Genomic DNA, 15,122 nt, shown 5'->3' on the forward strand with positions numbered 1-15,122 from the left:
GGGCCCCGGGGAAACCGCCACCTCGCCGAGCCGGTGCCGATCTTTGCCGGCGGCGGTCGTCAGCCGGCGACCGAGGCCAGGTAGCGCTCCGCGGCCTCCGGGGTGAGGAACCAGTCGCGGAAGTCGTTCGGGTCGCTGAACCCGTTGGCGAACCGACGGGCCACCACCGGATTGCCGGCGGCCGCGCCGAGCAGTTGCTGCACGTGCGGCGGCAGCGGTTGCAGCATGGCGTTCGTCCAGCCGGTGACGGCCTCGCCGGTCGCCGCCCAGAACCGCTCGAAGGTCCCGGTCATCCAGTCCCGGTCGAACGGCCGGTCGCCGTGCTCCAGGATCGACTCCAGGTACGCCGACGCGCACTTCGCCGCGGTGTTGCTGCCCTGGCCGGTGATCGGGTCGTTGGCCACCACCACGTCCGCCATGCCCAGCACGAGCCCGCCCGAGGGCAGCTCCGCCACCGGTCGGCGCACCGTCGGGGTGTACCGCCCCGACAGGGTGGCCCGCCCGTCGGTCAGCTCCACGTCGACGCACCGCTCGTAGATCCACGGGGTGTAGCGGCGGGCCAGGTCGAGGGTGAGCTTCAGGTGCTCGGCCGGGTCGCGCCGCTCGGTCCACAGGTCCAGCGGTCCGCCGGGCACCGCCTCCCAGAACAGGATCTCGCAGGGACCGGAGTGGGTCAGGGCCGGGATGACGAACAGCTCGCCGAGCCCGGGCACCGCGTTGAAGCTGACGTGCGGCACGGGCAGCAGCGGGTCCGGGGTCATCCCGTGCACGTACGCCACGGCCAGCCCGCGCTGCGGCGCCTCGTACACGGAGCGGGCCGGGTCGCGGTCGAAGACGCCGACCAGGTCGCCCTTGCCGGCGGCCACCACGGTCAGGTCGTAGCGGCCGAGCCGGGCCAGGCCGTCCAGGTCGCTGGTGGTGACCGTCTGGTAGAGCACCGTCCCGCCGCGCACCTCGAACAGCTCCAGCCAGTCGGCCATCTTGACCCGCTGGTCGGTGCTCTGCGCCGGCTCGTCCAGCGGGCACGCGATGCGCAGCGCCCGCTCGCCGGGCGGCGCGGAGAGCGAGACGTGCAGCCCCTCGATCCGGGGCGCCCGGTCCTTCCACAGGTCCAGCCCGTACCGGCGTTCGGTGGCGAGCGCGGTGCCGAACATGGCCTGCGTGCTCATCACCCAGCCCCGGCGGATCTCGTCGGGCGTCCGGGCGGACATCACGGTGACGTCGTATCCCTCCGACTGCAGGCTGAGGGCGAGCTGGAGCCCGGACTGTCCGGCCCCGACGATCAGGATTCTGCGCATGGTTCCTCCAGGGGTTGAGCTACCGCGCCGCGAGCGCGCCCGCGGTGGGCCGGGGGGTGCGGGACATGGCGTGTTCCACGACCGTCAGCAGCGCCCGCGCCACCGAGGACGGGTCGCGGGCGTCGCAGGCGGTCAGGGGTACGCGGGCCGGCAGCGCGAGCGCGGCGCGGACGTCCTCGAGGGAGTGGTGCAGCACCCCGTCGAAGAGGTTCACGCAGACCACGAAGGGCACGTCGCTGTCCTGCTCGAAGTAGTTGACGGCCGGGAACGAGGCGGCCAGGTCGCGGGTGTCGGCGAGCACCAGTGCGCCGACGGCGCCCCGGCACAGGTCGTCCCACATCGGCCAGAACCGGGGCTGGCCCGGCGTGCCGAACAGGTAGAGCACCAGGTCGGGGCCGATGGTGAGCCGACCGAAGTCCATGGCCACGGTGGTGGTCGTCTTGTCGATGCCGGGGTCCAGCCGGTCGACGGTCTCGCTGGCCGCCGTCATCCACGCCTCGGTGTTGACCGGCGGGATCTCCGAGATGGCGCCGACGCAGGTGGTCTTGCCGACCCCGAAACCGCCGGCGATGACGATCTTCGCCGAGGTCAGCAGCGGGCTGTCAGGCAAGCTTGCGGAGGCCATCGCGCAGTCTCTCCAGGAGGCGGAAGTCGACGTTGTCGTGGTCGGTGTGGACCAGCAGCCGGTCGGTGGCGGCCAGGTCGTCGACGACGACCCGGGTCACCCCCAGCGAGATCCCGCACACCGCGGAGAGCTCGGCCACCGAGCGCGCCGTCCGGCGGGCCTGCTCGTACAGGGAGCGGGCCTCGGGCAGCAGGCCGGCGGCGAACACGGCGTCGTAGTAGGGCACCGACACCAGGGTGTGCACGAGCAGCGGCTGGCGGGTGCGGGTGCGGCCGGCGGTCAGCACGTACGGCCGGACCTTCCAGTACCTGAGCTGCATGATCCTCGTCCTCCGGCCGGTCAGCGGGCCTGGGCGGCGGTCATGCGGTGCAGCTCGTGCCGGACGGCCGGGGTGAGGGCGTGCCACACGGCGCCGACGAACTGCGTCATCCGGTACGACACGACCCGCAGGTCGCAGCCGGGCGCGGCGGCCACCGCGAGGCCGGCGGACTCGCCCACCCGCATGAACAGCAGGTGCCCGCGGGGCAGCCGGACGGTCAGGTACTCGGCGGCGCCCAGCTCCAGCAGGGCGGCGCTGCGGTCGGCCATGCTGAGCAGGCCGGCGGTCAGCGCGGCGAGCTGGTCGCCCAGATCGCGGCCGACGCCCTGCGAGGCCGCCAGTTGCAGGCCGTCCAGCGACACCAGCATCGCGTGGCTGACCCCGGGCACGTCCTCGACGAACTGCCGGATCAGCCAGGCGCAGTCGGGCATCCCGTTGCCGGCGCCGGTTCCCGGGTACGCGTGGGTCATCAGTGCCGTCCTTCTCCGTCGGTGGGGGTGCGGGCGTCGCTGACGCCGGCCGCGAAGGCGGCCGTCTCGTCGGGCCACGCCTCGGGTGGGGAGCCGGCGCCGGTGTCGGCGGCGGGTCGGGGCGCCGGTTCCCGGTCACGGACGCTCTCGGGCACCCGCCGGGGCAGCCCGGTGGTGGGCGGCCCGGTGGTGGGCGGCGGCTCGCCGGCCGGCGCGTCGAGGGTGGCCAGCCGGACGGTCGGGGTGTCGGCGCGGTGCTGGGGCGTGGCCATCGGCGTGCTCCAGGGGTCGGTTCGGTGCCCGGCCGGTGGCCAGGCCGGCGGCGGTGCGGGCGCCGCGGCGGCCGGGCCCGGGGCGGGGATCTCGCAGAGCAGCGCGCCGGGAACAGCCACGGTCGCGGTGGTCCCGCCGGCGGGTCGGGTGGTGAGGGCGACCCGCAGCCGGTGGGCGACGGCCAGGTGGGCGACCACGGCGAGCCCGAGGTGGGCTGCGGGGTCGCGCGCGACCGGGGCGGCGGGCCGACCGCTGAGCAGGGCGTTGAGCTGGGTCAGGTGGTCGGGGTGCAGGCCCACCCCGGCGTCCTCGACCCGCAGCAGGACGCCGCCGTCCTCGGTGACGAACGCCGACACGGTCACCGGGGCGGTGGGCGGGGAGAACCGGGTGGCGTTGTCCAGCAGTTCGGTGAGCACCCGGATCACGTCGTCGGCGGCGAACTCGACCACCGCCAGTTCGACCACGTGTCCGACCCGGATGCGCGGGTAGTGCTCGACCGCCGAGGCGGCGGCCCGGACCACGTCCACGAGGGGGACGGTCTGCGGGTCGGCGTCCTCGACCCGCCGGCCCAGCAGCACCTGGAGGTTCTCCGCGTGCCGCCGGATCCGGGTGTTCGCGTGGTCGATGCGGTAGAGCCGCTCCAGCCGTTCCGGGTCCTGCTCGTCGGCCTCGACGGCCTCCAGGTGCGCGCCCATCTGGTACGCCGAGGCGAGGATCCGGAGGGCGAACTGCTCGCAGATGGCGGGCCACGGGCCGGGCCCGCGCTCCTCGGGCGGTGGTGGTTCGGGTGTCTCCGGTGGAGAGACGTCCCACCGGGCGACCGTGGGATCCAACCAGCGTGCCGCCCGCTGCCGCCAGGTGCTCCGCCGGGTGATCTCGGTGCTTCTCACGAAAAAACCGGCCTGTCCGTGATCTTCGGCTCTGGCATGGTGCAGCAGTCAACCACCGGGTGTGCGCCGATTGCAACGGTGCAGGCCAACTTGGGCAGGTTTTCACACGCCGGTCGCCACGCTGTCACAGATGGGTGATCGTTCCCCGGCCGTGAAACGCAACAGCCGTACGGCGGATTTTTCCGGCGGGTCGGCCGTGAGTCATCCGGGTGCCGCTGAAATCGACCCGAGCGGCGTGCGGCATGATCATGGAAACGGCGTCGAGCGGGCGGGGGACGGGCGGATGACGGTGGAGGTGCCGCGCGGCGGCCGGGTGCTCTTCATCGGCGACAGCATCACCGACGCCGGCCGGGACCGGTCCTGCGCCGACGACCTCGGCACCGGGTACGCCATGATGGCCTCCGCCTGGTTCACCGCCCGCCACCCCCACCACCGGGCCACCTTCCTGAACCGGGGGATCAGCGGCGACCGGGTACGCGACCTGCGGGACCGCTGGGAGACCGACTGCCTGGCCCTCGCCCCGCAGGTGGTGTCGGTGCTCATCGGCATCAACGACACCTGGCGGCGTTACACCCGCGACGACCCGACCAGCGCCGCCGACTTCGCCCGCGACTACCGGCACGTGCTGGAGGCCACCCGGCCGCTGGACGCCCGGCTGGTCCTCGTCGAGCCGTTCGTGGTTCCGCTGGACGACGCGCAGCACGCGTGGCGGGAGGACCTCGACCCGAAGGTCGCGGTGGTCCGCGAGCTCGCCGCCGAGTTCGGCGCGACGCTGGTGGCGGTGGACGAGTTGTTCCGGGCCGCCGACGTGGACGGGCGGGTGTGGACTCGCGACGGGGTGCACCCCACCCCGTTCGGCCACGCGCTGATCGCCCAGGCGTGGCTGCGGGCGGTCAGCCCGTCGGCCTGAGCCTGCCATCGACGCCGATCGTGGTTAAGCTCGGCCGATGCACCGTTCCCGGCTGTACGCCCTGATCCTCGACGCCCCCCGCGACGCCGCCGCGCCGGCGGTCGAGTTCTGGTCCGCGGCGCTCGGCGCGCCGACCCGCACCGACCCGGCCGAGCCGCAGTTCACCGGCCTGGTCGAGGTGGTTCCCGGGCTGGTGACCGCGGTGCAGTCGGTGGACGACGCGCCCCGGCACCACCTGGACATCGAGACCGACGACGTGGCCGCCGAGGTGGACCGGCTGGTCCACCTCGGTGCCACGCCGGTCTCCCGGTGGCTCGACTGCCACGTGCTGCGGGCGCCGGGCGGTCACCTGCTCTGCGTGATCCCGGTGGCCAGCGACCCGGAGCTGTTCGCCGCGACCGCCACCGTCTGGGACTGAGGCGGCGCCCCGGCCGCCGTGGGCCGGGGCGCCGCCGGAGCCGTCAGGCGGTGTACGGCAGGGTGAGCTTCGAGCGGTTGCCGGTGCCCAGGGTGGTGGCGCCGCCGCCGATGGCGTTCCACACCTCCACCTTCACCGTCCCGCCCGCCAGGTTCCCGAGCGTGCCCACGCCCGAGTAGAGCCCGCGGGCCTCGGTGTAGTGCTCCCACCCGGTGACCGGGTCGGTGGCGAAGTACTGGTACGTCTCCACCCGGTCGAAGGTGCCGTCGCCGGTCAGGTCGTAGGAGACCCGTACCTGCGTGCCGTTCCCGACGGTCGTGCCGGCGTCGAGGAACAGGTCGAAGCGGGTCTGCCCGCCGGCGTAGGCCGCGGTGACCCCGGTGGCCGTGTAGACCAGCGGGTTGTGCGGGCTGCCGACCCAGTTGCCGTTGGCCGCGGGCACCGGCACGCCGGCCGCGGCGCCCGCCGCGCCGGTCAGCGTCTGGCCGGTCAGGTACAGGTCCGCGGCGAAGCCTCCCGGCGGCGGCGTGGTCGGGCCGGTTCCGGTGTACGGGAGCACGAGCTGGGAGGAGTTGCCGACGCCCAGCGAGGTGGCCCCGCTGCCGATGGCGTTCCAGACCTCGACCTTCACGGTGCCGCCCGCGAGGTTGCCGAGCGTCCCGGTGGCCGACTTCAGGCCCTGGGTCTGCCGGTAGTGCTCGACCCCGGCCACCGGGTCGGTGGCGTAGTAGGAGTAGGTCTCCACCCGGTCGGCGGTGCCGTCGCCGGTCAGGTCGTACGAGACCCGGGCCTGCACGCCGTTGCCGACCGTGGTGCCGGCGTCCACGGCCAGGTCGAACACGGTCGACCCGCCGTTGTACGCCCCGGTCAGCCCGGTGGCGGTGAACACCTGCGGGTTGGTCGGGACGCCGTCGTGGTTGCCGTTCGCGGCGGCCACCGACACCGTGCCGGCCGCCCCGGCCGTGCCGCCGAGCGCCCCACCCGGAAGCAGGTACTGGGTCGGGGAGAGCGACGGGGGCGGGGTGGTCGGCGACGGGCTGGGGCTGGTCGGCGAGGGACTGGGGCTGGTCGGCGACGGCGTGGGCGTGGGTGAACCCGTGGGCGGTGGACCGGTGGGGACGACGACGCCGCCGGTGGCGTTGCCGCCGCTCCAGGTGAGCGCGCCCGAGGTGGCCGTCCGGCCGGCCGGGACGGCCAGCGTCGTGCCGTCGGAGAACGTCACGGTCAGCGGCTGGGCGGTGATGTTCGACGCCACGTACGTGCGGGCGGTCCCCTTCTTGAAGACCTTGGCGAGGGGGTGGTTCGCGGTGACCGTCGGGTCCACGGTGCCCAGTGCGGCCAGGTTGCGGATCCAGTGGAAGGTGTGTGCCTTGCTCTCCCCTTCCTCGCTGGCGAACGTGCTGTTGGCGCGGAAGTTCTGGAGCGCCTGGTCGCCGTCCCCGAGGGCCAGGAACTCCCAGAGGATGTCCTGCCACACCGTCGGCGGGCCGCCCTTGTTGGTGACCAGCTCGTTGTAGTTGGCCTTCACGTAGGCGGGGTCGTTCCCGAGGTAGAAGTGGCCGCCGGTGATCGGCAGCATGTTGATGCCCTGGATCATCTCGGGCGCGGCGGAGAACCAGGTGGAGTAGGAAGCCCCGTCGCCCCACACCATGCCGACGGTCCGGTGACCGAAGGCGGCCGGGAAGTTCTCGTCGCGCACGTCGAACCAGTACTCGGCGATGGCCGCGGCCTGCGTGGTCCAGATGAAGACCCCGGCGTCGCGGACGGCGGTGTCACCGGTCGCCTGTCCCCACTGGATCAGGGCGTTGGCGAAGTTCATCCCCTCCGAGGAGGACTCCTGGTTGTTGCCGGCGAAGAAGGGGGCGAGGCCGGAGGCCCAGTCGTGGCCGGCGTAGATGTCGAAGTCGCGCAGGTAGGGGAAGCGGCTGTCGGCGCGGTCGTAGTTGTTGGCGTCGCGGATGAGCAGGTCCACCATGCCGCCGTAGCGGGTGTCGTCGGCCCAGGCCGGGTCGAACTTGGCGACGGTGGCGGCGGCGGCCACGAAGTAGCCGTAGTGGAAGTGGTGGTCGTTGAGGTCCTCGTCGGAGCCGTACGAGGCGGGGTAGCCGATCAGCGTGCCCCAGTTCCGGTCGTAGTGGAAGAGCTGCCCGGTCTCGCCGGAGCTCGCGGTGAGCCAGTTGGTCAGCCGGGCCTTCATGGCGGCGACCGCCGCGTCGCGGACGGTGGTGAGGCCGAGCTGGTCGGCGATCTCGGCGATCCGGGCGGCCCGCCCGAGGCCCTTGCCGGCCCAGTAGGTGTCCTTGCCGCTGATCCCCTCCGGGTTGGCGAGTTCGGCGTTGAGGTAATTGGTGACCGTGGTGAGGTCCGCGCCGGACGAGTCGCCGACGGCCGGCACCTCCGGCAGCACGCCGGTGTACCTCATGCTGGTGGTGAACGACGAGACGCCGGTGAGGACCCGCATGGCGCCGCGTGCCGAGACGTACGTCGGGGTGATCGGGGTGGCGCCGGTCAGGCTGCGCCACTGGTGCGGGTAGAGCGCCACCACCGACCGGGTCTCGGTGCCCTCGCGGGGGGTGGTGGTGACGGCGTACGTGGTGCGCACGGCGCCGGTCGCCGGGTCGTACGCGTAGGTCATCCTCGTGCCGGTGACGTGCGCGTGGGCGTAGCGGCCGTACTCGGTGGCGAGGGCGCCCCGGTCGGCGCCGCCGGGCAGCACGGCCACCGAGAAGTAGCCCTTGCCGGCCAGGGTGGAGCTGATGCCGGCGCCGCTGACGCTCCAGGTCGCGCCGGTCGGCGCGTACGCCACGTAGTCGTGGCCGTGGACCGTGAAGCCGATGGTCGAGCCGGAGTTGGTCCACACGGTGGGCGTGTCAGTGGCGGTGAGCTGCGCGGCGCCGCCGCTGACCGTGTAGTAGCTGAACGGCAGGCCGTGCCCGATGGTGGCGCGCATGGTCCGCGTACCGTCGCTCCAGTCGGCGGTGACCGTCCAGTCCGTCCAGTCGGCGGCCTTGACGACCGGCGCGGCGAGCCCGGCCACGCCGACCCGGACGTCCTCGGTGTACGGGAAGTGGTACTCGCCGACTCCGGTGGGGCTGCCGCTGATCGCCGGCGTGGTGGTGTACGACAGCCCGAGCCCGTTGTTCTCCGCGTGGTAGGCCAGCGGGTGGGCATGCATGTTCTCGCTGGTGGCGCAGTTGTTGCGCTTCCAGATCAGCGACGACCACCAGTCGTCGGTCGGGATGGCCCCCTTCGGGGCGTCGGCGGTCGTGAACAGCCGCGGGTTGGTGCTGATGTCGCCGCAGCCCCTGGGGAGGACGGCGCCGGGCGGCAGCGTCTCGGTGTAGCTGCCCGCGCCGACCGTGCCGGCGGTGGCGGTGCCGCCGCCGGCCACCACGACGCCGAGCACGCCGGCCGCGAGGACGGACGCGGCAGCGGCGACGGCGAGCGCGCGCCGGCCGCCGGTGCGCCAGGTGGGGGTCGCCACTGGAGGATCACCGGGCGAGAGGTCCCGGAGGGGGAGTGTCATGGGGGTTCCCTTCACCAGGGGGGAGTGGAGGTGCGGGGTGTGGTCCGGCCGGTCGTGAGAGCGCTCTCTTGAGGAGCGAGATTAAGTTCTGGTTACGCGCTCGTCAATGTTTCATGTCGGAAGAGAGCGCTCTCTGACCCCGTCCGGTCGATCCTGGCGTACCGTCCGGAAGCCGCCTGACCAGCACGATCAGGTTTCTCGGACGCCGCCGCGGGTAGTCGCGGCCCGCCGGCCGGTACCGAGCGACGGGGGTGGCCGCCCACCATGTGCGGCATCAGTGGGGAGGCCCGCTTCGACGGCTCGTGGCCGGACACCGCCGCCGTCGAGCGGATGACCGGGGCCATGCGCTCGCGCGGCCCGGACGGCGAGGGGCTGCACCCCGCGGGCTGGGTGACGCTGGGGCACCGCCGGCTGACCGTGATCGACCTGTCGGACGCGGCGGCGCAGCCGATGACCCGCGAGGACCTGGGGCTGACGCTGGTCTTCAACGGCTGCGTCTACAACTACCCGGAGCTGCGCGAGGAGCTGATCTCCGCCGGCCACACCTTCCGCTCCACCGGCGACACCGAGGTGATCCTCGTGGCGTACGCCCAGTGGGGCGAGCGCTTCGTCGAGCACCTCGTCGGGATGTTCGCGGTGGCCCTGGTCGACCACCGGCGCGACCGCCTCGTGCTGGCCCGCGACCGGCTCGGCATCAAGCCCCTCTACCTGGCCGAGTCGCCCGGCCGGCTGCGGTTCGCCTCCACGCTGCCCGCGCTGCTGCGGGCCGGCGAGGTGGACACCGACATCGACCCGGTGGCCCTGCACCACTACCTGTCCTGGCACTCGATCGTGCCGGCGCCGCGCACCGTCCTGCGCGGGGTGCGCAAGCTGCCACCGGCCACCCTGCGGATCGTCGAGGCCGACGGCCGGTCCCGCGAGCGCGTCTACTGGCGGCCCGACTACGTCCGGGACCCCGCGCACGCCGGCCTGACCGCCGGGGACTGGACGGCGGCCGTGGGGGACGCGCTGCGGACGGCCGTGCGGCGGCGCGTGGTGGCCGACGTGCCCGTCGGGGTGCTGCTCTCCGGCGGCCTCGACTCCAGCATGATCGTGGCCCTGCTCGCCGAGGCCGGACAGCACCACCTCCAGACCTTCAGCATCGGCTTCAGCGGCCGCGACGGCGAGGGCGGCGACGAGTTCCACTACTCGGATCTCGTGGCGGCCGCCTTCGACACCGACCACCACCGGATCCGGCTCGGCGACGAGGACCTGGTCCCGGCGGTCCGCCGTGCCGTCACGGCCATGACCGAGCCGATGGGCAGCCACGACGTGGTCGCGTTCCACCTGCTCTCCGAGCAGGTCGCCCGGCACGTCAAGGTGGCCCAGTCCGGCCAGGGCGCGGACGAGGTCTTCGCCGGCTACGGCTACCACCAGCCGCTGGTGGGCGTGGCCCGGGACGCGGTGGCCGACGCCTTCGCCGAGGCCTTCTTCGACCGCACGCACGACGAGCTGGCCCGGGTGGTCGGCCCGGCCCACGCCTGCCCGCGGGACGCCAGCCGCGACGTGCTGGCGGCGCACCTGGCCGCACCCGGCGCCGAGACGGCGCTGGACGCCGTGCTGCGCCTGGACACCCACCTGCTGCTGCCCGACGACCCGGTCAAGCGGGTCGACAGCATGAGCATGGCCTGGGGGCTGGAGGTGCGTACGCCCTTCCTGGACCAGGACCTCGTCACCCTCGCCGCCGCCTGCCCGCCCGAGCACAAGACCGCCCGGGGCGGCAAGGGCGTGCTCAAGGAGGTCGCCCGGTCGGTGCTGCCGGCCGAGGTGATCGACCGGCCCAAGGGCTACTTCCCCGTCCCGGCGCTGCGCAAGGTCGACGGCCCGGTCCACGACCTGGTCGCCGAGGCCCTCGCCGCGCCGGCCGCCCGGCGGCGAGGGCTGTTCCGGCCGGAGTACGTGGCGGAACTGCTCGCCGAGCCCGACCGTGCGCAGGCCGCCGCCGGCAGCAACAAGCTCTGGCAACTCGGGCTGCTGGAGCTGTGGTTGCAGGCCCACGGCATCGACTGACCGGGCCGGAGTGTCGCCGCCCGCCGCCCGGGTAAGGGGCGTGGGTGAAGTTCCTCATCGCCGCCGTCGACACCGGCGGCTACCGGTTCACGCTGGTGGGCGACGACGGCCAGGTCATCGCCACCGGCCGGGAGTACGCCGACAAGGCCACCGCCCTCGCCGTCGTCGCGGACCTGATGCGCGAGGTCGGCGGCGCGGCCATCGAGGACCGGACCGAGTCGACCGAGCCGGCCGGGCCGACCGCCCCGCCACCGAGCCGGACGGTCGACGGCGAACCCGACCTGGCCCGGATCGGGCGGTCCGGCATCCCGCCCGTCTGACCGTCGCCGGCTCAGGCGTCGAGGGCGCGGGCGGCCAGCTCGTCCAGGACCGCCCGGACGTCCCCGCCGGTGTCCGCGAGGATCCGCCGTTGCCGGGTCGCCCCGCTGCCCTCGCGGCGCAGCCGGTCGAGCTGGTGGTGCACCACGTCCAGGTCGCCGTAGCGGGCCAGCGCGGGTGTCACGGCGGCGACCATGTCGTCGATCAGCTCCCAGGCCGGCCGGGACCCGCCCGCACGCAGGTCGACCAGGTCCCCGTCCACCCCGTCGTGCGCGGCACGCCAGTGCGCCGCGGCCACCAGGCAGTCCCGGATCCGCGGCGCGGCCCGGCCGGCGTGCACGTCCTCCGCCGCCGTGGCGACGAGGGCCCGCAGCAGGGCGGCCACCAGCAGGGTGTCGTCGACCGTCGGGCAGACGTCGCCCACCCGGATCTCCACCGTCGGGTAGGCGACGGACGGGCGGGCGTACCAGTAGACCATCTGGGCGTCCAGCATGATGCCGGCGTCGACGAGGTCCCGGACCGTGCGGTCGTAGTCGGCCGCCGAGTCGAAGTGCGGGGTCGGCCCCACGCTGGGCCAGCGGTCGAACTGGATGGCGCGCCAGCTCGCGTGGCCGGTGTCCCGCCCGTCGTGCAGCGGCGAGTTGGCGGTGAGTGCCTGCACGACCGGAAGCCAGGGCCGCAGGTGGTTGCAGACCTGTACGGCGAGTTCGCGGTCGGGCACCCCGACGTGGACGTGACAGCCGCAGACCGCCGGGTCGTGCGCCACCGGCCCGAACCGGTGCGACATGGCCCGGTAGCGGTCCTTGTCCGGCACCGACCGGTGCGGCTCGCACACCGGCGTCGCCGCCACCGCCACCAGCCGCGCTCCCGCCGCCTCGGCCGCCTCGGCCGCCGCCCGGCGGAGCGTCACCAGGTGCTCCCTCAGCTCGGCCAGGTCGGTGCAGATGGGCGTCACCATCTCGACCATGCTGTGCCGGAACTCCGGCCGGCTCTGCTCCCGGCTCGGGCCGGCGAGCGCGGCGAGCACCCGGTCGGCCACGGGCAGGCTCTGCCCGGTCACCGGATCCAGGAGCAGGTACTCCTCCTCCACGCCGAGCGTGGGGACCGCCGGGACGGGCGCCACGGGCTCACCTCCGGGTCCGGCGGGCGCACGCTCGGCGGCGGTCGGAGGTGAGCCGGCGTGCCGCGCGGGCAGGTCGGCGACGGACGCACCGCGGGACGCGCCGGCCGCTTCACCTCGACGGTACGGCGCGTCCCCGCGTGCCGGTGGACGTTTCCCCTGGCACCCTCGCTCGGGCGGCGCCGTCAGGCGGCGCTGACGGCGAGCGCCTCCGAACGGGGGGCCGGCACCAGGTCGGTGGACCAGCCGGTCAGCGGGTCGGCGTGGCCCGGCTCCCCGGTCGCGGCGGCGGCCGGCGGCGCGGGACGCGGAGCCCGGGCGGCGCGCAGCCCCTCCTGGGCGTTGTTCCAGGCGGCGCAGGGCCAGGCCGCGCCGACGCAGCTCGGGCTGACGCAGACCTGGTCCTCGTCGGGCTGGTGGGCGTCGGCCACCGCGGTGGACAGGCCCCACAACAGCGGATCGGTCACCTCGGCCGGACGGTCGGCGCGGTCTGTGCTGGCTTCGGACATGGAAAGGTCCCCCCTCATTTGAGCCGCCCCTCTGTTTCCAGAACGCCCGTACGCCAAACCTGGTCACGCGAGATTTTCTCCGCTCGCCTCCGCCCGGCCCTCGGAATAGGCTCGTCGACGTGGCGAGGTACTACGACGTGCACCCGGACAATCCCCAGCCCCGGGTGCTCCGGCAGCTCGTGGACCTGCTCCGCGCCGACGGCGTGATCGCCTACCCCACGGACTCCTGTTACGCCCTGGGCTGCCGGCTGGGCAACCGGGCCGGCGTCGAGCGGATCCGGGAGATCCGCCGCCTCGACGCGCGGCACCCGTTCACGCTGGTGTGCGCCGACTTCGCCCAGCTCGGCCAGTTCGTCAAGCTCAGCAACGCGGTCTTCCGCCAGGTCAAGGCCGCCATCCCGGGCAGCTGGACGTTCATCCTGCCGGCCACCGCCGAGGTGCCCCGGCGCCTCCAGGACCCGCGGCGGCGGGTCGTCGGGGTCCGCGTACCGAAGCACACGGTGACCCAGGCGCTGCTGGCCGAACTCGGCGAGCCGCTGCTCTCCAGCACCCTGCTGCTCCCCGGCGAGGATGAGCCGCTGACCCAGGGCTGGGAGATCAAGGAACGGCTTGACCACCTGGTCGACGCCGTGGTCGACGCGGGGGACTGCGGCCTGGAGCCGACCACCGTGGTCGACCTGTCCGGGCCGGAACCGGAGATCCTGCGCCGCGGCGCCGCCGACCCGTCCCGCTTCGAGTAGCGATCGGTCGTTCCAGCCCGCCGCGCCGCGCCCGTGCGGCACCGTGGGAGCCGGCGGACGGGTGACGGGGGTACGGCATGAGCGCACTCGTGCTGATCGCGGTGCTCGGCGCCACCGTGCTCATCGGCACCACCATCGGCGGCCGGTACAGCGTCGCCCCGCCGGTGCTGCTCATCGCCATGGGGGCGGGGCTCGGCCTGCTGCCGCCATTCGACAACGTGATCCTCAAGCCCGAGGTGGTGCTGATTCTCTTCCTCCCGGCGATCCTCTACCGGGAGAGCCTGGTCATCAGCCTCCGGGAGATCCGGGCCAACCTCGTGGTGATCGCCCTGCTCGCCGTCGCGCTGGTGATCCTCACGATGGTCGCCGTGGCGTACGCGGCCCAGGCCCTCGGCGTCGAGCCGGCCGCCGCCTGGGTGCTCGGCGCGGTGCTCGCGCCCACCGACGCCGCCGCCGTGGCCGGCCTGGCCAAGCGGATGCCCCGCGGCATCCTCACCACGCTGCGCACGGAGAGCCTGGTCAACGACGGCACGGCGCTGGTGCTGTTCTCGGTGGCCGTCGGGGTGATCGTCGGCGGGGCGGTGCCCAACGCGCTGGAACTGGGCGGCCAGTTCGTCGGCAAGGCGCTCGGCGGGGTCCTCTCGGGCCTGCTCGTCGGCGGCGCCGTCGTCCTGATCCGCAAGCACGTCGACGACCCGATGCGCGAGGGTGGGCTGAGCATCCTCACCCCGTTCGTCGCCTTCCTGCTGGCCGACGTGGTGCACGCCAGTGGGGTGCTCGGGGTCGTGGTCGCCGGCCTCGTGCTCTCCTACGCGGGGCCCCGGGTGATCCGGGCCCGCTCGCGGATCACCGCGTACGCGTTCTGGGACCTCTCCACCTTCATGATCAACGGCAGCCTCTTCGTGCTGCTGGGCATGCAGGTGCCCCGGGCGCTGCGCAGCATCACCAGCCACTCGCCGCTGGAGTCGTTCGGCATCGCGGTGCTGATCGTCCTGGTCGTGACCGCCACCCGGATGATCTGGGTACACCTGTCGGTGGCCGGGTTGCAGGGCCTGGACCGCCGGGAGTCCCGCCGCGCCCGTCGCTTCGACGCCAGGGTCCGTACTGCCATCGGCTGGGCCGGGTTCCGGGGCGCGGTCTCGCTCGCCGCCGCGCTGGCCGTGCCGGTCACCACGCACGCCGGGACCCCCGTGCGCGAGCGCGACCTGATCATCTTCGTCACCGTGGTGGTGATCGTGCTGATCATGCTGGTGCAGGGCACCACCCTGCCGGCCGTGGTCAGGTGGGCCGGCCTGATGGGCGACCGGGAACGGGAGCACGAGGTGCGCTGGGCCCGGATCCGGGCCACCGAGGCGGCCCTGGCCGCGCTGCCCGAGGTCGCCGCCGAAGTCGGCGTGTCCCCGGACACCGTCGACCGGCTCCGCACCGACTACCAGGACCACCTGGATGACGTCCGCTCACCCCGCAGCGACGAGGCCGACGAGGAGCGCGAGATGACCCGCCGGTTGCGCCTCGGCGTGCTGGACCGCAAGCGGCAGGAGGTCACCCGGCTGCGCAACCGCAACGAGATCGACGATGTGGTGCTGCGGCAGCTCCAGGCGGCCATCGACATCGAGGAGATCCGGCTGCTGGGCCCGGAGCCGGAGGACTGAGCGTC

Annotated in this window: 14 protein-coding genes; 6 read left to right on the forward strand and 8 right to left on the reverse strand. The window is 73.8% G+C overall.

Annotated elements, in window-relative coordinates:
• Window positions 1-59: 59 nt before the first annotated feature.
• Genes FXF50_RS02680 through FXF50_RS02700 form a run of 5 tightly spaced genes read right to left on the reverse strand, consistent with a single transcriptional unit; the run spans window position 60 to window position 3,875 of the window.
• A complete protein-coding gene (locus FXF50_RS02680) occupies window positions 60-1,298 on the reverse strand; it encodes a styrene monooxygenase/indole monooxygenase family protein (RefSeq protein WP_148425566.1) in 1,239 nt (412 codons plus the stop codon).
• Window positions 1,299-1,317: 19 nt separating this feature from the next.
• The gene (locus FXF50_RS02685) at window positions 1,318-1,923 is read right to left on the reverse strand and encodes an ATP/GTP-binding protein (RefSeq protein WP_187399480.1); all 606 of its coding nucleotides are present in this window, start codon (window positions 1,921-1,923) and stop codon (window positions 1,318-1,320) included.
• Window positions 1,901-2,242, reverse strand: a complete 342-nt coding sequence (locus FXF50_RS02690; protein ID WP_148425567.1) for a DUF742 domain-containing protein — start codon at window positions 2,240-2,242, stop codon at window positions 1,901-1,903. Before FXF50_RS02690 ends, FXF50_RS02685 begins: the two co-directional genes overlap by 23 nt.
• 20 nt (window positions 2,243-2,262) lie before the next feature.
• Window positions 2,263-2,712 carry a roadblock/LC7 domain-containing protein gene (locus FXF50_RS02695; protein ID WP_222865968.1) on the reverse strand — a complete coding sequence of 150 codons (450 nt, stop codon included), beginning with the start codon at window positions 2,710-2,712 and terminating at the stop codon, window positions 2,263-2,265.
• The gene (locus FXF50_RS02700) at window positions 2,712-3,875 is read right to left on the reverse strand and encodes a sensor histidine kinase KdpD (protein WP_148425568.1); all 1,164 of its coding nucleotides are present in this window, start codon (window positions 3,873-3,875) and stop codon (window positions 2,712-2,714) included. Before FXF50_RS02700 ends, FXF50_RS02695 begins: the two co-directional genes overlap by 1 nt.
• A 283-nt stretch (window positions 3,876-4,158) precedes the next feature.
• Here FXF50_RS02700 and FXF50_RS02705 point away from each other — a divergent pair, with 283 nt between their 5' ends.
• Window positions 4,159-4,785: an SGNH/GDSL hydrolase family protein gene (locus FXF50_RS02705; RefSeq protein ID WP_148425569.1), complete on the forward strand. Its 627-nt coding sequence runs from the start codon at window positions 4,159-4,161 to the stop codon at window positions 4,783-4,785.
• A gap of 37 nt (window positions 4,786-4,822) precedes the next feature.
• Window positions 4,823-5,203, forward strand: a complete 381-nt coding sequence (locus tag FXF50_RS02710) for a VOC family protein (RefSeq protein WP_148425570.1) — start codon at window positions 4,823-4,825, stop codon at window positions 5,201-5,203.
• A 43-nt stretch (window positions 5,204-5,246) separates the two neighbouring features.
• Here the strand turns inward: FXF50_RS02710 and FXF50_RS02715 are convergent, their stop codons facing one another.
• Window positions 5,247-8,729: a glycosyl hydrolase gene (locus FXF50_RS02715; RefSeq protein WP_255509849.1), complete on the reverse strand. Its 3,483-nt coding sequence runs from the start codon at window positions 8,727-8,729 to the stop codon at window positions 5,247-5,249.
• Between the two features lie 264 nt (window positions 8,730-8,993).
• On the opposite strand from FXF50_RS02715, the gene FXF50_RS02720 reads away from it, so the two are divergent.
• Together FXF50_RS02720 and FXF50_RS02725 are read left to right on the forward strand one after the other, a co-directional pair.
• Window positions 8,994-10,778 carry an N-acetylglutaminylglutamine amidotransferase gene (locus tag FXF50_RS02720; RefSeq protein WP_148425571.1) on the forward strand — a complete coding sequence of 595 codons (1,785 nt, stop codon included), beginning with the start codon at window positions 8,994-8,996 and terminating at the stop codon, window positions 10,776-10,778.
• A 44-nt stretch (window positions 10,779-10,822) separates the two neighbouring features.
• On the forward strand, window positions 10,823-11,098 hold the full coding sequence (locus tag FXF50_RS02725; RefSeq protein WP_148425572.1) for a YegP family protein: 276 nt from the start codon (window positions 10,823-10,825) through the stop codon (window positions 11,096-11,098).
• 11 nt (window positions 11,099-11,109) lie between these two features.
• Here the strand turns inward: FXF50_RS02725 and FXF50_RS02730 are convergent, their stop codons facing one another.
• Window positions 11,110-12,219 (reverse strand): glutamate--cysteine ligase, encoded by a 1,110-nt coding sequence (locus FXF50_RS02730; RefSeq protein ID WP_148425573.1) that lies wholly within the window; start codon window positions 12,217-12,219, stop codon window positions 11,110-11,112.
• Window positions 12,220-12,401: 182 nt separating this feature from the next.
• On the reverse strand, window positions 12,402-12,725 hold the full coding sequence (locus FXF50_RS02735) for a hypothetical protein (protein WP_148425574.1): 324 nt from the start codon (window positions 12,723-12,725) through the stop codon (window positions 12,402-12,404).
• Window positions 12,726-12,844: 119 nt separating this feature from the next.
• Here FXF50_RS02735 and FXF50_RS02740 point away from each other — a divergent pair, with 119 nt between their 5' ends.
• A complete protein-coding gene (locus tag FXF50_RS02740) occupies window positions 12,845-13,465 on the forward strand; it encodes an L-threonylcarbamoyladenylate synthase (protein WP_148425575.1) in 621 nt (206 codons plus the stop codon).
• A 77-nt stretch (window positions 13,466-13,542) separates the two neighbouring features.
• Window positions 13,543-15,117: a Na+/H+ antiporter gene (locus FXF50_RS02745; RefSeq protein WP_187399481.1), complete on the forward strand. Its 1,575-nt coding sequence runs from the start codon at window positions 13,543-13,545 to the stop codon at window positions 15,115-15,117.
• Window positions 15,118-15,122 lie beyond the last annotated feature (5 nt).

Source organism: Micromonospora sp. AP08 (genome assembly GCF_008085935.1).
Taxonomy (GTDB): Bacteria; Actinomycetota; Actinomycetes; order Mycobacteriales; family Micromonosporaceae; genus Micromonospora; species Micromonospora chersina.